This window comes from Cryobacterium luteum (assembly GCF_900110125.1).
Taxonomy (GTDB): domain Bacteria; phylum Actinomycetota; class Actinomycetes; order Actinomycetales; family Microbacteriaceae; genus Cryobacterium; species Cryobacterium luteum.
The window spans coordinates 278,190-293,884 of the sequence record NZ_FOCN01000002.1; the positions used below are offsets into that span (position 1 = coordinate 278,190).

14 protein-coding genes are annotated in these 15,695 nt (G+C 65.5%); 10 read left to right on the top strand and 4 right to left on the bottom strand.

The features are described from left to right. Positions 1-6: 6 nt before the first annotated feature. Both BMW72_RS03585 and BMW72_RS03590 read right to left on the bottom strand, forming a co-directional pair. Entirely contained in the window at positions 7-987 is a 981-nt protein-coding gene (locus BMW72_RS03585) for a branched-chain amino acid ABC transporter permease (RefSeq protein WP_092107323.1), read from the bottom strand. An 8-nt stretch (positions 988-995) separates the two neighbouring features. Further along, complete coding sequence (locus BMW72_RS03590; RefSeq protein WP_092107325.1) at positions 996-2,261, bottom strand: branched-chain amino acid ABC transporter permease; 1,266 nt, start codon at positions 2,259-2,261, stop codon at positions 996-998. A gap of 297 nt (positions 2,262-2,558) precedes the next feature. Here BMW72_RS03590 and guaB point away from each other — a divergent pair, with 297 nt between their 5' ends. From guaB to BMW72_RS03605, 3 genes are all read left to right on the top strand, one after another. Beyond that, the gene (guaB, locus tag BMW72_RS03595) at positions 2,559-4,061 is read left to right on the top strand and encodes an IMP dehydrogenase (RefSeq protein WP_092107327.1); all 1,503 of its coding nucleotides are present in this window, start codon (positions 2,559-2,561) and stop codon (positions 4,059-4,061) included. 78 nt (positions 4,062-4,139) lie between these two features. Beyond that, entirely contained in the window at positions 4,140-5,258 is a 1,119-nt protein-coding gene (locus tag BMW72_RS03600; RefSeq protein ID WP_092107329.1) for a GuaB3 family IMP dehydrogenase-related protein, read from the top strand. Between the two features lie 127 nt (positions 5,259-5,385). After that, entirely contained in the window at positions 5,386-7,116 is a 1,731-nt protein-coding gene (locus BMW72_RS03605; protein ID WP_092107331.1) for a glycerol-3-phosphate dehydrogenase/oxidase, read from the top strand. 260 nt (positions 7,117-7,376) lie between these two features. Here the strand turns inward: BMW72_RS03605 and BMW72_RS03610 are convergent, their stop codons facing one another. Further along, a complete protein-coding gene (locus BMW72_RS03610; RefSeq protein ID WP_134450383.1) occupies positions 7,377-8,360 on the bottom strand; it encodes a hypothetical protein in 984 nt (327 codons plus the stop codon). Positions 8,361-8,601: 241 nt separating this feature from the next. Between BMW72_RS03610 and BMW72_RS03615 the strand changes: the two genes are divergently transcribed. From BMW72_RS03615 to BMW72_RS03640, 6 genes are all read left to right on the top strand, one after another. Next, on the top strand, positions 8,602-9,135 hold the full coding sequence (locus tag BMW72_RS03615) for a cation:proton antiporter regulatory subunit (protein ID WP_233193339.1): 534 nt from the start codon (positions 8,602-8,604) through the stop codon (positions 9,133-9,135). Between the two features lie 3 nt (positions 9,136-9,138). Next, the gene (locus BMW72_RS03620) at positions 9,139-10,605 is read left to right on the top strand and encodes a cation:proton antiporter (RefSeq protein WP_092107337.1); all 1,467 of its coding nucleotides are present in this window, start codon (positions 9,139-9,141) and stop codon (positions 10,603-10,605) included. A 5-nt stretch (positions 10,606-10,610) separates the two neighbouring features. Then, the gene (locus BMW72_RS03625; protein ID WP_092107339.1) at positions 10,611-11,378 is read left to right on the top strand and encodes an SURF1 family protein; all 768 of its coding nucleotides are present in this window, start codon (positions 10,611-10,613) and stop codon (positions 11,376-11,378) included. Between the two features lie 10 nt (positions 11,379-11,388). Continuing rightward, positions 11,389-11,838, top strand: coding sequence for a DUF3817 domain-containing protein (locus tag BMW72_RS03630; RefSeq protein ID WP_092107341.1), 450 nt, complete (start codon positions 11,389-11,391; stop codon positions 11,836-11,838). Beyond that, positions 11,835-13,448, top strand: coding sequence for a glutamine-hydrolyzing GMP synthase (gene guaA / locus BMW72_RS03635; RefSeq protein WP_092107343.1), 1,614 nt, complete (start codon positions 11,835-11,837; stop codon positions 13,446-13,448). The genes BMW72_RS03630 and guaA overlap by 4 nt, the downstream gene beginning before the upstream one ends. A 165-nt stretch (positions 13,449-13,613) precedes the next feature. Further along, a complete protein-coding gene (locus BMW72_RS03640; protein WP_134361059.1) occupies positions 13,614-14,036 on the top strand; it encodes a hypothetical protein in 423 nt (140 codons plus the stop codon). Between the two features lie 116 nt (positions 14,037-14,152). On the opposite strand, the gene BMW72_RS03645 is transcribed toward BMW72_RS03640, so the two are convergent. Further along, entirely contained in the window at positions 14,153-14,647 is a 495-nt protein-coding gene (locus BMW72_RS03645; protein WP_092107347.1) for a MarR family winged helix-turn-helix transcriptional regulator, read from the bottom strand. A 44-nt stretch (positions 14,648-14,691) separates the two neighbouring features. On the opposite strand from BMW72_RS03645, the gene BMW72_RS03650 reads away from it, so the two are divergent. After that, positions 14,692-15,597: an EamA family transporter gene (locus tag BMW72_RS03650; RefSeq protein ID WP_092107349.1), complete on the top strand. Its 906-nt coding sequence runs from the start codon at positions 14,692-14,694 to the stop codon at positions 15,595-15,597. Positions 15,598-15,695: the final 98 nt, after the last annotated feature.

A 15,695-nucleotide genomic window follows, 5' to 3' on the forward strand; every position in this document is an offset into this window, starting at 1 on the left:
ACAGCGTTAGCGGACAAAAGCCAACTCCTTCTTATTGCCGAAGATGCCTTGCGGTCTGAAGATGACGATTAACATGATCGCCACTCCCACCAGGATGAAGCGCAGCTGACCGCCCTGGATCGCCGTCATGAACGGCAACCAGCCCGCCTCAACGGCGCGGGCGATGAAACCGGAGAAGAAGGACAGCAGCACCCAGAAGATCATCGAACCGATGATGGGACCGAGCACCGTCGCAGCCCCGCCGAGCAGCAGTATGGCGTAGATGAAAAAGGTCAGCGTCGTCTGGTAGTTCGACGGTACGACCGCTCGCGGCAGGGCGAAGATCATGCCGGCGATGGTGCCGAGCACGCCACCGAAGATGAGCGACTGCATCTTGTAGGCGTAGACGTTCTTGCCAAGGGCGCGCACCGCGTCTTCGTCTTCACGGATACCCTTAATGACTCGGCCCCAGGGGCTGCGCATGATCTGCCAGACCAGCAGAGCCGCGAGAATCACGATCGACCAGGCCACGATGCGCAGCCAGGTGTCGTAGGCGTTGTTGGTGAACGGGCCGAAGCCGTAAGTACCATCTGCGAGCGGGTTCAGCGCCGCAAATTCGTTCTTGTAACCGCTGAGGCCGTTGGCCGAACCGGTGACCGAGGCGAAGGTGTTCGTCGTGAACAACAGTCGCACGATCTCGGCGGCCGCGATTGTGACGATCGCGAGATAGTCAGCGCGCAGTCGCAGCGTCGGAATACCCAAAATCAGCGCGAAGACAACGGATGCCCCGACGCCGACCAGAAAGGCACCCCAGACGGGAAACCCGAAGGTCAGAATAGAAATGGCATAACCGTAGGCGCCGAGGGCCATGAACCCGGCCTGGCCGAAGTTCAGCAGGCCGGTGTAACCGAAGTGCACGGCGAGCCCGAGGGCGGCCAGTGCGTAGGCGGCCGTGGTCGGGCTGATCAGCTCGACGGCGGCGTTGTTGAAGATTGCTCCCCAGTCCATGTGAACCCCTAACCAATTCTTTCTTTGCGACCCAGAATGCCCTGTGGTCGAAACAGCAGCACGAGGATCAAAATGACGAGGGCGCCGACGATTTTCATGTCGGACGGAAGCCAGAGCGTCGACAGCTCAACGAAGAGCCCGACGATGAGAGAGCCGACGAGGGCACCGAAGGCGGTGCCGAGACCGCCGAGAGTGACGGCAGCGAAGACCAGCAGCAGCATCTGAAAGCCCATGTCCCAGCTGACACCGGGGCGGAAGTAGGCCCAAAGCACGCCGCTGAGTCCGGCGAGGGCCGCGCCGACCACCCAGACGATGCGAATGACGTTGTCAACGTCGATGCCGCTCGCCGAGGCCAGGCTCGGGTTGTCGGACACGGCGCGGGTGGCCTTGCCGATGCGGGTGCGCAGTAGAAAGTAGGCCACGGCGAGCAGTACCACGATGCTGATGCCCATGCTCGCGAGGTCGATGGGAGAGAGCGAGATCGGGCCGAACTTGAGATCGGCCATGCCGGCGCCCGGAAGCTGACTCGTGCTGCCGCCGAAGAAGTATTGGTACAGGTAGCGCAGGGCGAGCGAGAGTCCGATGCTCACGATCATGAGGGGGATCACCGCCACGCCCTTACGGCGCAGTGGTTTCCAGAGCACCGCATCGAGGCTGTACCCGAGGGCGCCGCTGAGCGCGATGGCGATCAAAATGGCGAGCCAGACCGGCAGTCCCAGGGTGACCGAGAACACCAGCGTCATCAGCGCGCCGAAGGTGATCAGCTCGGCGTGGGCAAAGTTGCTCAGCCCGGTGGTGCCGAAGATCAGCGACACGCCGATTGCCGCGAGGGCCAGCAACAGGCCGAAGTTCAGGCCGTTAAAGAATCGGTTGACGAACTGGTCGAAGAAGCTCACCGTGTTGCGGGTACCTTCGCCGAGGAAGAAGTTCACCGATTTTCGGTCGGTCAATCCGAACTCGGTATCGATGACGTTGCCACCCTCGGCGACGACGACACCTTCGGGCAGGGTGTCCTCGTCGAGGGTTACCTCGTAGGTGCCTTTCTCGGGAACACCGATCGCCCAACGGCCCTCGGCATCCGTCACGGTGTCGGCCTGATAGCCGTTGCCGTCCACGGCGATCGCGACGCCGTCGAGGGCCTCACCGTCGAACTGCACATTGCCGGAGATCGTGAACTCGAACTCGGTGCCGACCTCGTCGGCGTGCGCGCTGCTCACCGAAAAGGTGGCCATGGTCAGGGCTGCGAGAAGCGTCACGAACAGAATGGCCAGCATCCTGGGTATGTATCTCTGAGCCGTAAGAGTGGACTTCACGGGACCTCCATGTGGGTGCCGACCGGTGGGTAACCGAGCGGACGCCGGGCAAGTACTGCCAACGTCGTTGTTGAGAGTACGTGCCGATTATGTCCTATATGTTTCGAAACTCCGCAACCCGCGGTAATTGTGCGCGGAATGTGATGGGCCCAAACACGCTTAACATTGAAGGACCGGTCTAGTTACTTCACGTCCCGTGCGGTGGTAGCGCGTTTTGCCGGATATTTTTCTGTTTTTAGCTACAGGTAAAGGGGTTTCATGGATCAGCCAGATCCGTTCGGATTCACCGGGCTCACCTACGACGACGTGCTGCTCTTGCCGGGGCATACCGACGTCATTCCGAGTGAGGCGGTCACCAAATCCCGCCTGACCCGGCGCATCGATGTGTCGCTGCCGCTGCTCTCCAGTGCCATGGACACCGTCACGGAGACCCGCATGGCCATCGCGATGGCGCGCGAGGGCGGTCTCGGCATCCTGCACCGTAACCTGTCGATCGGTGACCAGGCCGAGCAGGTGGATCTGGTCAAGCGCAGCGAATCCGGAATGATCACCAACCCGGTGACCACGTCGCCCGACGCCACCGTGGCCGAGGTCGACGCCCTGTGCGGCCAGTTCCGCGTGAGCGGGCTGCCCGTCATCGACGGCGACGGAATCCTCGTGGGAATCATCACCAACCGAGACATGCGTTTCGTGCCGTATGCCAAGAAGGCGCTCACCCGGGTGAGCGAGGTCATGACACGGTCTCCGCTGATCACCGGCAAGGTCGGGATGGCCCCCGAAGACGCGCTCGCAATCTTCGCGAAGCACAAGATCGAAAAGCTCCCCCTGATCGACGCCAACGGCAAGCTCACCGGCCTGATCACGGTCAAGGACTTCGACAAGAGCGAGGAATACCCCCTCGCCACGAAGGACGACGCCGGACGCCTGCGGGTCGGAGCAGCCATCGGCTTCTTCGGTGACGCCTGGCAGCGCGCGACCGCCCTGCTCGAATCGGGGGTCGACGTGCTCGTGGTCGACACCGCCAACGGCGACAGCGCCGGCGTGCTCGACATCATCCGTCGTCTGAAGTCCGACAAGGCGTTCGCCGATGTCGACGTGATCGGCGGAAACGTGGCCACGCGCTCCGGCGCCCAGGCGCTCATCGACGCGGGCGCCGACGCCATCAAGGTGGGCGTGGGCCCCGGCTCGATCTGCACCACCCGCATCGTGGCCGGTGTGGGCGTTCCCCAGATCACCGCCGTCTACCAGGCCTCCCTCGCCGCCCGCGAAACCGGCATCCCGGTGATCGCCGACGGCGGACTGCAGTATTCCGGCGATATCGCCAAGGCTCTCGTGGCCGGCGCCGACACCGTCATGCTCGGCTCCCTGCTCGCCGGGTGCACCGAAAGCCCCGGCGAACTCGTGTTCGTCAACGGCAAGCAGTTCAAGACCTATCGCGGCATGGGTTCGCTCGGCGCGCTGCAGACCCGTGGCTCGAAGACGTCGTACTCGAAGGACCGCTACTTTCAGAGTGACGTTCCGAGCGACGAGAAGCTGATTCCCGAGGGCATTGAGGGCCAGGTTCCGTTCCGCGGACCCCTCGCCGCCGTGGCTTACCAGCTCGTCGGCGGCCTGCGCCAGTCCATGTTCTACGTGGGCGCGCGCACCATCGCCGAGCTCAAGCAAAAGGGCAAGTTTGTGCGCATCACCCCCGCCGGACTCAAGGAATCGCACCCGCACGACGTGCAGATCGTGGTCGAAGCCCCGAACTACCGCCGCTAGGGCCAGCCTTTCTCGAGCGGATGCCCGTCGGCATTCGCTCGAAAATGGGATGTCGGGGCTGTCCTCTAAACTGTAACCATGGAAATCGAGATCGGCCGTTCCAAGCGCGCTCGCCGCGTATACGCCTTCGACGACATCGCGGTGGTGCCGAGTCGGCGCACCCGCGACCCGGAGGACGTGTCGGTCGGCTGGACCATCGACGCCTACCAGTTCGCCATTCCGGTGCTGGCCGCCCCGATGGACTCCGTCGTCTCGCCCACCACGGCCATCATGATGGGCCAGCTGGGCGGCGTCGGCGTGCTCGACCTTGAAGGCCTGTGGACCCGGCACGAGAACCCGGAGCCGTTGCTCGCCGAAATTCGCAGCCTGCCCGCCGACAAGGCCACCGCCCGCATGCAGGAGATGTACTCCGCTCCGATCCAGCCTGCGCTCGTCACCGCACGCCTCGCCGAGATTCGTGCGGGCGGCGTTACCGTGGCCGGCGCGCTCTCACCCCAGCGCACGCAGGAACTCTACGAAACCGTCGTCGCTGCCGGCGTCGACCTGTTCGTGATTCGCGGCACGACCGTGTCGGCCGAGCACGTGTCGCAGAACCAGGAACCGCTCAACCTCAAGAAGTTCATCTACGAGCTCGACGTTCCCGTGATCGTGGGCGGTGCGGCCACCTACACCGCAGCGCTGCACCTCATGCGCACGGGCGCGGCCGGTGTTCTGGTCGGTTTCGGCGGAGGAGCGGCGTCGACCACCCGCGCGACCCTCGGCATCCACGCCCCGATGGCCACCGCCGTAGCGGATGTCGCCGGCGCGCGCCGCGACTACATGGACGAGTCCGGCGGCCGTTACGTGCACGTCATCGCCGACGGCGGCCTCGGCACCTCCGGTGATATCGTCAAGGCCGTCGCGTGCGGCGCCGACGCCGTCATGCTCGGTACCGCCCTGGCCCGGGCCACGGATGCCCCCGGCGGCGGATTCCACTGGGGCGCCGAGGCGCACCACCCGCAGCTTCCGCGCGGCAAGCGCGTCGAAGTCGGTACCGTGGCCCCGCTCGAAGAGATTCTCTACGGCCCGGCACCGGTCGCAGACGGCACCGCCAACCTGATCGGCGCGCTGCGTCGATCGATGGCGACCACGGGCTACTCCGATCTCAAGGAATTTCAACGGGTTGAAGTGGTTGTCGCGCCGTACCGAGTGAACTAGCGTCAGAAGAACCAACGCCGAAGATAGACGTACTTTTCAGCATTACCCGCAACAATGAAGTCGCAGTTGTTTGTCGCACCTCCCCTGACCGCTCGTCTTTGAACACTGAGTCTGAACAGGAGCAGCAATGGCCTCCCACAATTCGGTCACCCGGTCCACAAAATTGGGGCCTGAGGAGCGGGTCGCCGCTCTCGCCAAGCTCAAAGAGAAAGAGCTCGACATTCTCGTCGTCGGTGGCGGCATCGTCGGGGCCGGTGCAGCCCTCGATGCCGTCACCCGGGGCCTGAGCGTCGGCATCCTCGAGGCGCGGGACTGGGCGTCGGGTACGTCGAGCCGGTCGTCCAAGCTCGTGCACGGCGGCATCCGCTACCTGGAGCAGCTCGACTTCCGCCTCGTGCGTGAGGCGCTCACCGAGCGGGGGCTGCTGTTGCAGCGCATCGCGCCGCATCTCGTCAAACCGGTGCGGTTTCTGTACCCGCTCAAAAAACGATTCACCGAACGGCTCTACATCGGTGCCGGCATGCTGCTCTACGACATCTTCTCCCACACCGGTGGTCGCCCGCCCGGCGTGCCGCACCACCGCCACCTGTCCAAAGGCCAGGTGCAGAAGCTCATTCCGAGCCTCGCCAACAACGCACTGGTCGGCGGCATCACCTACTACGATGCCCAGGTCGACGACGCCCGCTACGTGTCGTCGCTCGTGCGCACGGCCTCCTTCTACGGCGCCCACGCGGCCAGCCGGGTGCGGGTCGAGGGCTTCATCAAGGTGGGGGAGCGCGTCGTCGGCGTGCGCGCCCACGACCTGCAGACCGACGAACGCTTCGACGTGCGGGCCAAGCAGGTCGTGAATGCCACCGGGGTTTGGACCGACGACACCCAACGCATGGTCGGCGAACGCGGCACCTTCAAGGTACGCGCGTCGAAGGGCGTGCACCTCGTGGTGCCGCGCGACCGGTTCCAGAGCGCGATGGGGCTTCTGCTGCGCACCGAAAAGAGCGTTCTGTTCGTGATCCCGTGGGGCAGGCACTGGCTCATCGGCACGACCGACACCGACTGGTACCTCGACAAGGCGCATCCAGCGGCGACGGCAGCCGACATCGACTACATTCTTGAGCACATCAATTCGGTTTTGACCGTGCCGCTCACTCGCGAAGACGTCGAGGGTGTTTATGCCGGGCTCCGTCCGCTTCTGGCCGGCGAAAGTGACCAGACCTCCAAGCTGTCCCGCGAACACCTCGTCGGACACTCGGTGCCCGGCCTCGTCGTGATCGCCGGCGGCAAGTGGACCACCTACCGCATCATGGCCAAAGACGCAGTGGATGCCGCGGCGTCGGCCCTCGACGGCCGCATTCCCGCGTCGGCGACCCAGGACATCCCCTTGTTGGGGGCTGAGGGATATCAGGCTGCGTGGAACAAGCGCGGCAAGATCGCCAGAGCGTTCGGGCTGCACACCGTGCGGGTGGAACACCTGCTCAACCGCTACGGCACCCTCACCGATGAGCTGCTCGACCTCATCCGCGCCAACCCGGCGCTCGCCGAACCGTTGCCCGGGGCCGATGACTACATCGGTGCCGAGGTCGTCTACGCGGCTTCGCACGAGGGAGCCTTGCACCTGGAAGACGTGCTCGCCCGCCGCACCCGCATCTCGATCGAAGCCTGGGACCGCGGGGTTTCGGCCGCGCCGGTCGCCGCAGGGCTCATGGCCGGGGTGCTGGGCTGGGATCAGGAGCGCATCGACCGCGAGGTGGGTTTCTACCTCACCCGGGTCGCCGCCGAGCGGGCCTCGCAGGAGGAGCCCAACGACGAATCCGCCGACCGGGTGCGGCTCGAGGCCCCCGACATCATGGTCACCAACTAGGCGCCGGGGCTCGCGTTCCCGCGCCCCGCGCCCGGGCGGAGCGCGCCCGAACCATGACCGCGCCCGATATTGGTGGCCGCTACGGTAACCGGCGTAGCGGTCACCCGTTTCGGGCGCAGTCACCCGGTGGTCGAGTCGGGCGAAAGCGTGGGTGCGCCCGATCTGGGTGCGCGCTACGGTAACCGGCGTAGCGGCTACCCATTTTAGGCGCGGCCATGAGGTTCAGGGTGAGCGCGGTCCGTCGGGGCCGGCGAGAGAGACTACCGGGCGCGCGGAATGCCGTGCCCGGTCAGGAACCGCCCGAACACGATGAGGTCGCGGGCGATCTTCCAGTCCCAGCGCGCAAAAGTGGGGCCGAGCGCCCGCACGGGGTCCTCGCGGTCCTTCTCTGCCATCACGACCTGGGCCGTGGTGAGGCCGCGGGTGTACTCGTCCTTGAGGTACTTGCCGAGGCCGTCGAACTCACCGACCTTGTTGATGGTTCGCCAGAAGAAGTCGACGAAGGCAATGAATCCTGCGGCGTCGTCGAAGCGCACTTGCAGTTCGGGAGCCGCGAATCCGAGCAGAAAGATGTTGGCGCGGCTGATCGACTCGCCGCCCGAGCCCGATTGGGTCGAGGCGAACTCCGCAGCTCTCAGTGCAGCCCCACGTCCTTTGACCCTGGCTGGTCCGTTGAGGGACTCGAGGGCGGACTCCAACTCCGCACGGGTGGCCAGGCTGTCGCCCCAGCGCGGAATGTGGATGGCGCGGTCCATCATCGCCACGGCATCCGAAAAGGGGAGAATCCGTGCCATCTCGATCGCCGTTTCGGAAACCGGCGCAACCAGGAGCCCGGCCCTCTCGACGACACGCGGCTGGTGTTCCACGGTGTGCCGCACGATACCGTGACGCGATCGGCCACCGGATGCCTGTGGAACGGTGACGTGGACATCCGTCGGCCAGTCGACCGGCCGCGGCAACCCCCAGATCGCCGCGGCGGAATGGTGTGAGAACACCGGCGCTTCGGAACTGATCGCCGCGTAGGCGCGAATGCGGGCGAGGTAACGCGCGTCGTGCTTCAGCGTTGACCAGAGAATGGTGCTCATATACACGCCGTGTCGCAGGCGGAAAATGCGCTTCTGCGAGAAATCGCGACGCAATTCCTGCTCGAGGCCGACGGCCACCGCCTCGGAGCGCAGCAAAAGGCCATCCGCTCTGGTGATGGCAGCGAGCGAGAGATGCGCGGCTGCGAATGCGAGAGTCATGACGTGAGCGTGGCACGCGGCGAACGCGGTCGGACCACCCGGCAGCAATCTGTGGAGAACTCGACCGGTCCGAGGGATGGCCGCGCCCGATACCGGTGCGCGCCACGGTAACCGGCGTAGCGGCTACCCGTTTCGGGCGCGCGCATCCGCTTCACACGCGCATGCGGCAAGCGGATGCGACGGCGCCACGGCAAAAGCGGCTCCGGTAGAATAAGGGGACTGCCCCTAAACCTCAGGAGTCATGACAATGGTTGATGTTCGGCGGGTCAAACTTCCCGGCGTGGGTGTGCTGCACACCTTCATCACGGATGACGGCGGCAAGGTCGGCGTCATCGCCCACCGTTCCGGCCACAGCGACCTCATCACTTTCGCCGACGACGAGGGCGGCCCCGACGCGAGCAAGGTCTCGCTCCGGCTCAACGAAGACGAGGCGCACACCCTCGCCGAACTGCTCGGCGGCACCCAGATCACCGAGTCGCTCAGCGCCCTCGACCAGATTCCGGGCCTCAGCATCGACTGGTTCACCGTGGACTATGAAGATCACATCGCCGGGCAGGCGCTCGGCAATCCTGCCGACCGCGGCATCGCCGGACTCACCGTGGTCGCCGTCGTGCGCGGCGAATCCGCCAACCCGGCTCCCGCCGCCGACTTCAAGGTTTTTCCCGGTGACACCCTCGTCGTCGCTGGGTCGCCGGAGAAGGTCGTTAAGGCCTTCGCATTCTTTCGCACCGGTGAAGTAAAGGCGAAGACCGTCGACGCTCCACCCGGGGGGTAAACGATGCACCTGGGCGAAGACCTCCTCGTTCTTGGCATCCTGCTCGTCGTCGCCTACATTCTTGGCCGTCTGGGCAAGCTGATCGGGCTTCCCACCATCCCGATCTACATGATCGTCGGTGTTCTGGCGAGCCCGAACACCGACTTCTTCCCCCTTGACTTTCAATCCGCCGATATCGAACTCATCGCCGTCTTCGGCCTGATTCTGCTGCTGTTCAGCCTCGGCCTCGAATTCGATCAGGAAGAATTCTTCGGCAACGCCAAAACCCTGATGATCTCCGGCGGTTCCTGGATTCTCATCAACATGGGCGCCGGCTTCGCGTTCGGCCTGCTCGTGGGCTGGGGACCGCGGGAAGCGCTCGTCATCGCCGGAATGACCGGAACCTCGTCGAGTGCGATCATCACCAAACTGCTCATCGAACTGCGCCGCCTCGCCAACAAAGAGACGCCGATGATTCTCGGGGTGACCGTCGTCGGTGACATCTTCATCGCGATCTACCTCTCGATCGTGTCCGTCGTGCTCAGCGGCGAAACCGAGATCTGGCCGATCGTTCTGCAACTCTCCATCGCGTTCCTGTTTCTCGTGGCGATGTTCTCGCTCGCCCGCTGGGGCGGGCGCGTGGTGTCGCGCCTCATGCGTACCAAGGACGACGAACTCTTCACCATTTTGTTCTTCGGCCTCGTGGTGCTGTTCGCCGGCATTGGCGAGATCATCGGCGTTACCGACGCGATCGGCGCCTTCCTGATCGGCGTCGTGCTCGGCGCGAGCAGCTACCGCGCCAGGATCGAACGCGTGGCCGTGCCGCTGCGGGACATCTTCGCGGCCTTCTTCTTTCTCAACTTCGGTCTGGCCCTCGACATCGCCCAGTTCGGATCGGTGATTGGCGTCGTTCTTATCGCAATCGTGATGACCTTCGTGCTCAGCCTGTTGTCGGGCGCCTTGCTGGCCTGGCTGCACAAAATGGGGCCGCGTGAAGCCCTTAACACTGCGGCGATCTTCGTCAACCGCGGTGAGTTCACGCTGATTCTGGCGACCCTGTCGGTGTCGGCCGGGCTTGACCCGAGGCTGCAGCCGTTCGCGGGCCTCTACGTTCTTGTCATGGCGATCCTCGGCCCGCTGTTCGCTGCGAATTCCGAGAAGATCGGGTCGATTCTGCGCCGCCGCATGCCGGCATCCGCTGCCACCCGTGCGCCGCGCAACCCGATGCTCGAGGAAGAGATCGCCCTCGTCGAGGCGGCGACCGCAGCCCAGGCCGCCGACGCCGACGAGTTCGCCCGCCGTGCTTCCAAGCGCGACTCGGCCAATTCCCACCCGGGGATCGATACAGTGAAACGCTCCCACCCGACCGATTCCGGTCTGGATCCCATGGCCGATTTCGCTCTCGGCCAGCATTCCCCACCACCCGATGACACGACCGACAAACCGGCACGTAAACCCGGGCGAGAATCCCACACAGGTGACTATTCGTGATCAGAATGATGCTGCGCCCCCGTTGGGTGGCCGCACTGCTATTTGCCCTCGGCATTGCCGCTGGCTTCGCCCTGTTGGGGAACTGGCAGCTGGAACGCGCCATCGAGTCCGGCGTGGTTGTGGAGCGAACCACCGAGCAGGCGCAGCCGCTCGCTGAAGTGGCGCAGCCTGACGGCGGAGTGACGCAGGTTGCAACGGGCCAGATGGTCACCGCCGAGGGCACCTGGGTACCCGGAGACGAGACGCTCATCACCACCCGCATCAACGGCGGTACCGAGGGCTTCTGGGTGGTCAGTCATTTTCGAACGGATGCCGCCGTCAGCATCGCCGTCGCGCGCGGATGGGCTCCCGACAAAGCCACGGCCGAAGCCGTCATCGCCACGCTCCAGAGTGCACCGCAAAACACCCCGGTCGCCCTGACCGGACGCTTCCTCACCGGCGAGGCCCCTGAGCTGCCCGACCCGGAAGGTGACTCGAAGGAGCTGACCAAGGTCGCGCCATCCGCTCTCATCAATCTATGGGCGGATTTCTCCGACGAATCGGTCTACTCCGCCTATATCGTCGACGCGGCGGCTCCGGCCGGCCTCGATGTGATCGACTCCCCGGTGCCCGAAGTTGACCAGTCGCTCAACTGGCTGAACATCTTCTACGCCATCGAGTGGGTCGTCTTCGCCGGATTCGCCGTCTTCCTCTGGTACCGACTGGTGCGCGACGCCCTCGAGCGCGAGCAGGAAGACGCCGAGGCAGCGGAAGCGTCGAGCGCGCTCGCCTAGAATTAGGCACATGCCTCGTCAACCCAAGCCCGCCGATATTTCCAGAATCCCCGGTGCGCTCCGGCTGTACCAGGTGTCATCGACCATTACCGGTGTCTTCCTGCTGCTGCTCTGCATCGAAATGGTCATCAAGTACGGCTTCGGCCACCAGATCGAACTCGGCGGCGCGCAGGGCTTCCTCGCCCTCGTTCCGACCGACACGGTCGCGGCCGTCAACCTCAGCACCGGCATCCTGATCGCGCACGGCTGGTTCTACGTGCTCTACCTGTTCGCCGACTTTCGCCTGTGGAGCCTCATGCGCTGGCCGTTCTGGCGCTTCGTGCTCATCGCCCTCGGCGGCGTCGTTCCCACCCTGTCGTTCATCGTCGAAGTTCCCGTCGCCCGAACGGTGAAGCGCTTCCTCGCCGAGAACGCCGAAGAAACCGCGGCAATTGCCGAGAAGGCTCAGGCTCAAGCATGACCACGACCAATCCCGCAACGGATGCCGCCCCCGCCGATTCGGGGCTCGATCGCCCCGTTCTCGTGGTCGACTTCGGTGCGCAGTACGCGCAGCTGATCGCCCGGCGCGTGCGCGAGGCATCCGTTTATTCGGAGATCGTGCCCCACACGATCACCGCCGCCGAGGTGCTCGCCAAGAACCCGCGCGGAATCGTGCTGAGTGGTGGGCCGTCGAGCGTCTACGCCGAGGGTGCCCCCGCCTTCGACGGCGCGATCTTCGAGCTCGGTGTTCCCGTGCTCGGCATTTGCTACGGCTTTCAGGTGATGGCGACCGCCCTCGGCGGCACCGTGGCCCACACCGGCGCGCGCGAATACGGCTCGACCCCGGTCACCGTGAGCAACGGCGACAACGTGCTGCTCGCCGACCAGCCTGACAGCCAGACCGTGTGGATGAGCCACGGAGACTCGGTCGCCACCGCCCCCGACGGTTTCACCGTGCTCGCCTCCTCGGTCTCAACCCCGGTCGCCGCGTTCGCCAACGACGCCAAGCGGCTCTACGGCGTGCAGTGGCACCCCGAGGTCAAGCACTCCGAAAACGGACAGCACGTGCTCGAGAACTTTCTGCACCGCGCCGCCGGCATCAACCCGGACTGGAACAGCGGCAACGTCATCGCCGAGCAGGTCGCGAAAATTCGCGCGCAGGTCGGCACCGGCAAGGTCATCTGCGGGCTCTCCGGCGGAGTCGACTCCGCCGTCGCCGCGGCCCTCGTGCACAAGGCCATCGGCGACCAGCTCGTCTGCGTCTTCGTCGACCACGGCCTGCTGCGCCAGGATGAACGCCGCCAGGTCGAGGAGGATTACGTCAAGGCCACCGGCATCCGGTTGGTCACCGCCGACGTGCGTGAGCAGTTCCTGGTGGCGCTCAAGGGTGTGAGCGACCCGGAGACCAAGCGTAAGATCATCGGTCGCGAGTTCATCCGCACCTTCGAGCAGGCTCAGGCCGAACTCGTTCTCGAATCGAAGGAAACTGACGGCGACCCCATCGCGTTCCTTGTGCAGGGCACGCTCTACCCCGACGTCGTCGAATCCGGCGGCGGCAGCGGTACCGCGAACATCAAGAGCCACCACAACGTAGGCGGCCTGCCCGACGACCTCAAGTTCGAACTGGTCGAACCGCTGCGCACCCTGTTCAAGGACGAGGTACGGGCGATCGGCGCCGAGCTCGGCCTGCCGGCCGAAATCGTGCAGCGTCAGCCGTTTCCCGGCCCCGGGCTCGGCATTCGCATCGTCGGCTCGATCACCCAAGAACGCCTCGACCTGCTGCGCCAGGCGGATGCGATCGTGCGCTTCGAGCTGACCGCCGCCGGTCTCGACCGTGAGATCTGGCAGTGCCCGGTCGTGCTGCTGGCCGACGTGCGCTCGGTGGGCGTGCAGGGCGACGGCCGCACCTACGGACACCCGATCGTGCTGCGCCCGGTGTCGAGCGAAGACGCCATGACCGCCGACTGGACCCGTCTGCCCTACGATCTGCTCGCCAAGATCTCGAACCGCATCACCAACGAGGTCGACGGGGTGAACCGCGTGGTGCTCGACGTCACGAGCAAGCCGCCGGGAACCATCGAGTGGGAGTGATCCCGACATAGCGAAGGGCCGGCTCTGAAGAGCCGGCCCTTTTTGTGTGGACGTGCCCGCGCATCCGTTCGTGGGCGCGCCCGCTACGGGTGGGCGCGCCAGTAATAGAGGGAGCGCCCCCCCCGTAGCGGGCGCGGTCATCCGAATACGCCTAAGATCGGCGGCATGACTCGGTTACCGTCCTCCTCAATCGCCCGGGTGTCGTCCGGCGTCGGCGCTGTGTTCCTGACGGCCCTCGCGGGATTTCAGCTCGCGCTGGCGCTCGGAGCTCCCTGGGGTCGGGCGGCCTATGGCGGGGCGACCGAGCACCCAACCAAGCGGATGCGCGCGAGCAGCGCCGTCGCATCCGTTGTGTGGGCGGTGATCGCGCTCGTGGTGCTGCGTCGCGGTGGCCACGAGGTGAGGCGGGTGGTGCCCGGCCAGGCCGTTCCGGCGGTCATGTGGACGGCGGTCGGGCTGCTGGCCGTGGGAGTCGTGCTGAACACTCTCACGCCGAGCCGGCTGGAGCGCATGATCTGGGCACCCGTTTCCCTGGTGCTGCTGGTCACTACGACGGCGACGGAGCTGGCAGCGCGCCCGCGCCGCTGACGCGCGGCCTCACCGCGAACGGATTTACGTGAAAACGGCCGGGTAAGCGATATCTTGCTAGTCGTCGTAGTGGTACCGGCAGGCCGCGATGCGGCATCGGGTGCTCGTCGAAGGGCTCAGGTGTCGTGCGCTGCGGCGGCGCTGATCCGCTGCAGGAGCCCCACGAGAGTCGCCTGCTCCTCTCTGCTGAGACCGGCGATGAGGGTGCGTTCGGTCTCCACGTGCGGGGCTAGAGCGGCGTCGATGAGTCGCCTGCCGGCCTCCGTGAGTGCAACGAGGGTGCCCCGGCCATCGTCGGGATTGGCCGCACGACTGACCAGCCCTCGCGACTGCAGCTTGTTCAGACGCTGGGCCACCGCACTAGACGAGATCATCGCATCTCGGGCCAGGGCTGCCGGGCTGACGCGATACGGCGCGCCGCTGCGTAGCAGCGTGGCGAGCACGTCGAAAACGGATGCGTCCAGCCCGTACCGCGCAAAGGTGACGGCCAGGCGCGAGTCGACCGCCAGCGCGGTGCGACTCAAGCGGCCGATAACGGCCATGGGGGAGACGTCGAGTTCGGGCTTCTCGGCCTGCCATTGCTCAAGGATTCGATCCACCTGGTCTGCCATGGGTCCACCCTAGCAATGGCTAAGCACTTAGCTATACTAGCTAAGTGCTTAGCAATCGATATGTCCTGTTGGCGACCACCGCCCTGGCTCCCGTGCTTTGGGGAACCACCTACTTGACGACGACCATGTTCCTGCCGGCGGACCGACCGCTGCTCGCAGCATTCCTGCGGGCGCTGCCGGCGGGGCTTCTGCTTCTGATGCTGTGCCGCCGGTTGCCGCGCGGTGCATGGTGGTGGAAGTCCTGGGTGCTCGGTGTGCTCAACATCGGGGCGTTCTTTGCCCTGCTCTTCATCGCGGCCTATCGTCTCCCCGGCGGCGTGGCCGCCATCGTCGGTGGTTTGCAGCCCCTTGTCGTAGCCCTGCTCGCCAGCCGCGTGCTGCACGAACGGCTGAGCGGGCGGGTGCTCGGCAGCGGTGCCGCCGGAGCCTTCGGGGTGAGCCTCATCGTGTTGCAGTCGCAGGCGCGGCTCGATGCCATCGGAATTCTCGCCGCGCTCGCCGGCACACTGTGCATGGCCCTCGGCATCGTGCTCTCCAAGAAATGGGGGCAGCCGGCATCCCTTCTGGCGACAACATCGTGGCAACTCATCGCGGGCGGGCTCACTCTTCTGCCGGTCCTGCTCCTGATCGAGGGCATCCCCGCCGCTCCGTTGACCGCGACCAATATCGCCGGGTACGTGTATCTGTCCGTGGCCGGCACCGCATTCGCCTACGTGGCCTGGTTTCACGGCATTGCGCGCCTGCCGGCCAGCACGATCGCATTCCTCGGCTTGCTGAGCCCGATCGTGGCGATCCTGCTCGGCTGGACCATCGCCGGAGAGCACCTCAGCCTGATTCAGATCGCCGGGATCGTCATCGTGCTGGGCTCGATCGCTGCCGTCATCGTCGCCAGAGCTCCGATATCCCCGCACGAACGTATCCACCTCCGTGGCCGCGCCCGCTATCGGTAGCTGCTACGGTAACCGGCGTAGCGGCTACCGATAGCGGGCGCGCTCACGGGGTGAACGCGGGGTGACGGCGCGGGTAACGGCGGGGGTGGCGGCGCGGG

Coding starts and splice junctions, on each gene's coding strand:
- BMW72_RS03585 (WP_092107323.1), bottom strand. CDS start 987: ATGGACTGGGGAGCAATCTTCAACAACGCCGCCGTCGAGCTGATCAGC.
- BMW72_RS03590 (WP_092107325.1), bottom strand. CDS start 2,261: ATGCTGGCCATTCTGTTCGTGACGCTTCTCGCAGCCCTGACCATGGCC.
- guaB (WP_092107327.1), top strand. CDS start 2,559: ATGGATCAGCCAGATCCGTTCGGATTCACCGGGCTCACCTACGACGAC.
- BMW72_RS03600 (WP_092107329.1), top strand. CDS start 4,140: ATGGAAATCGAGATCGGCCGTTCCAAGCGCGCTCGCCGCGTATACGCC.
- BMW72_RS03605 (WP_092107331.1), top strand. CDS start 5,386: ATGGCCTCCCACAATTCGGTCACCCGGTCCACAAAATTGGGGCCTGAG.
- BMW72_RS03610 (WP_134450383.1), bottom strand. CDS start 8,360: ATGACTCTCGCATTCGCAGCCGCGCATCTCTCGCTCGCTGCCATCACC.
- BMW72_RS03615 (WP_233193339.1), top strand. CDS start 8,602: ATGACAATGGTTGATGTTCGGCGGGTCAAACTTCCCGGCGTGGGTGTG.
- BMW72_RS03620 (WP_092107337.1), top strand. CDS start 9,139: ATGCACCTGGGCGAAGACCTCCTCGTTCTTGGCATCCTGCTCGTCGTC.
- BMW72_RS03625 (WP_092107339.1), top strand. CDS start 10,611: ATGATGCTGCGCCCCCGTTGGGTGGCCGCACTGCTATTTGCCCTCGGC.
- BMW72_RS03630 (WP_092107341.1), top strand. CDS start 11,389: ATGCCTCGTCAACCCAAGCCCGCCGATATTTCCAGAATCCCCGGTGCG.
- guaA (WP_092107343.1), top strand. CDS start 11,835: ATGACCACGACCAATCCCGCAACGGATGCCGCCCCCGCCGATTCGGGG.
- BMW72_RS03640 (WP_134361059.1), top strand. CDS start 13,614: ATGACTCGGTTACCGTCCTCCTCAATCGCCCGGGTGTCGTCCGGCGTC.
- BMW72_RS03645 (WP_092107347.1), bottom strand. CDS start 14,647: ATGGCAGACCAGGTGGATCGAATCCTTGAGCAATGGCAGGCCGAGAAG.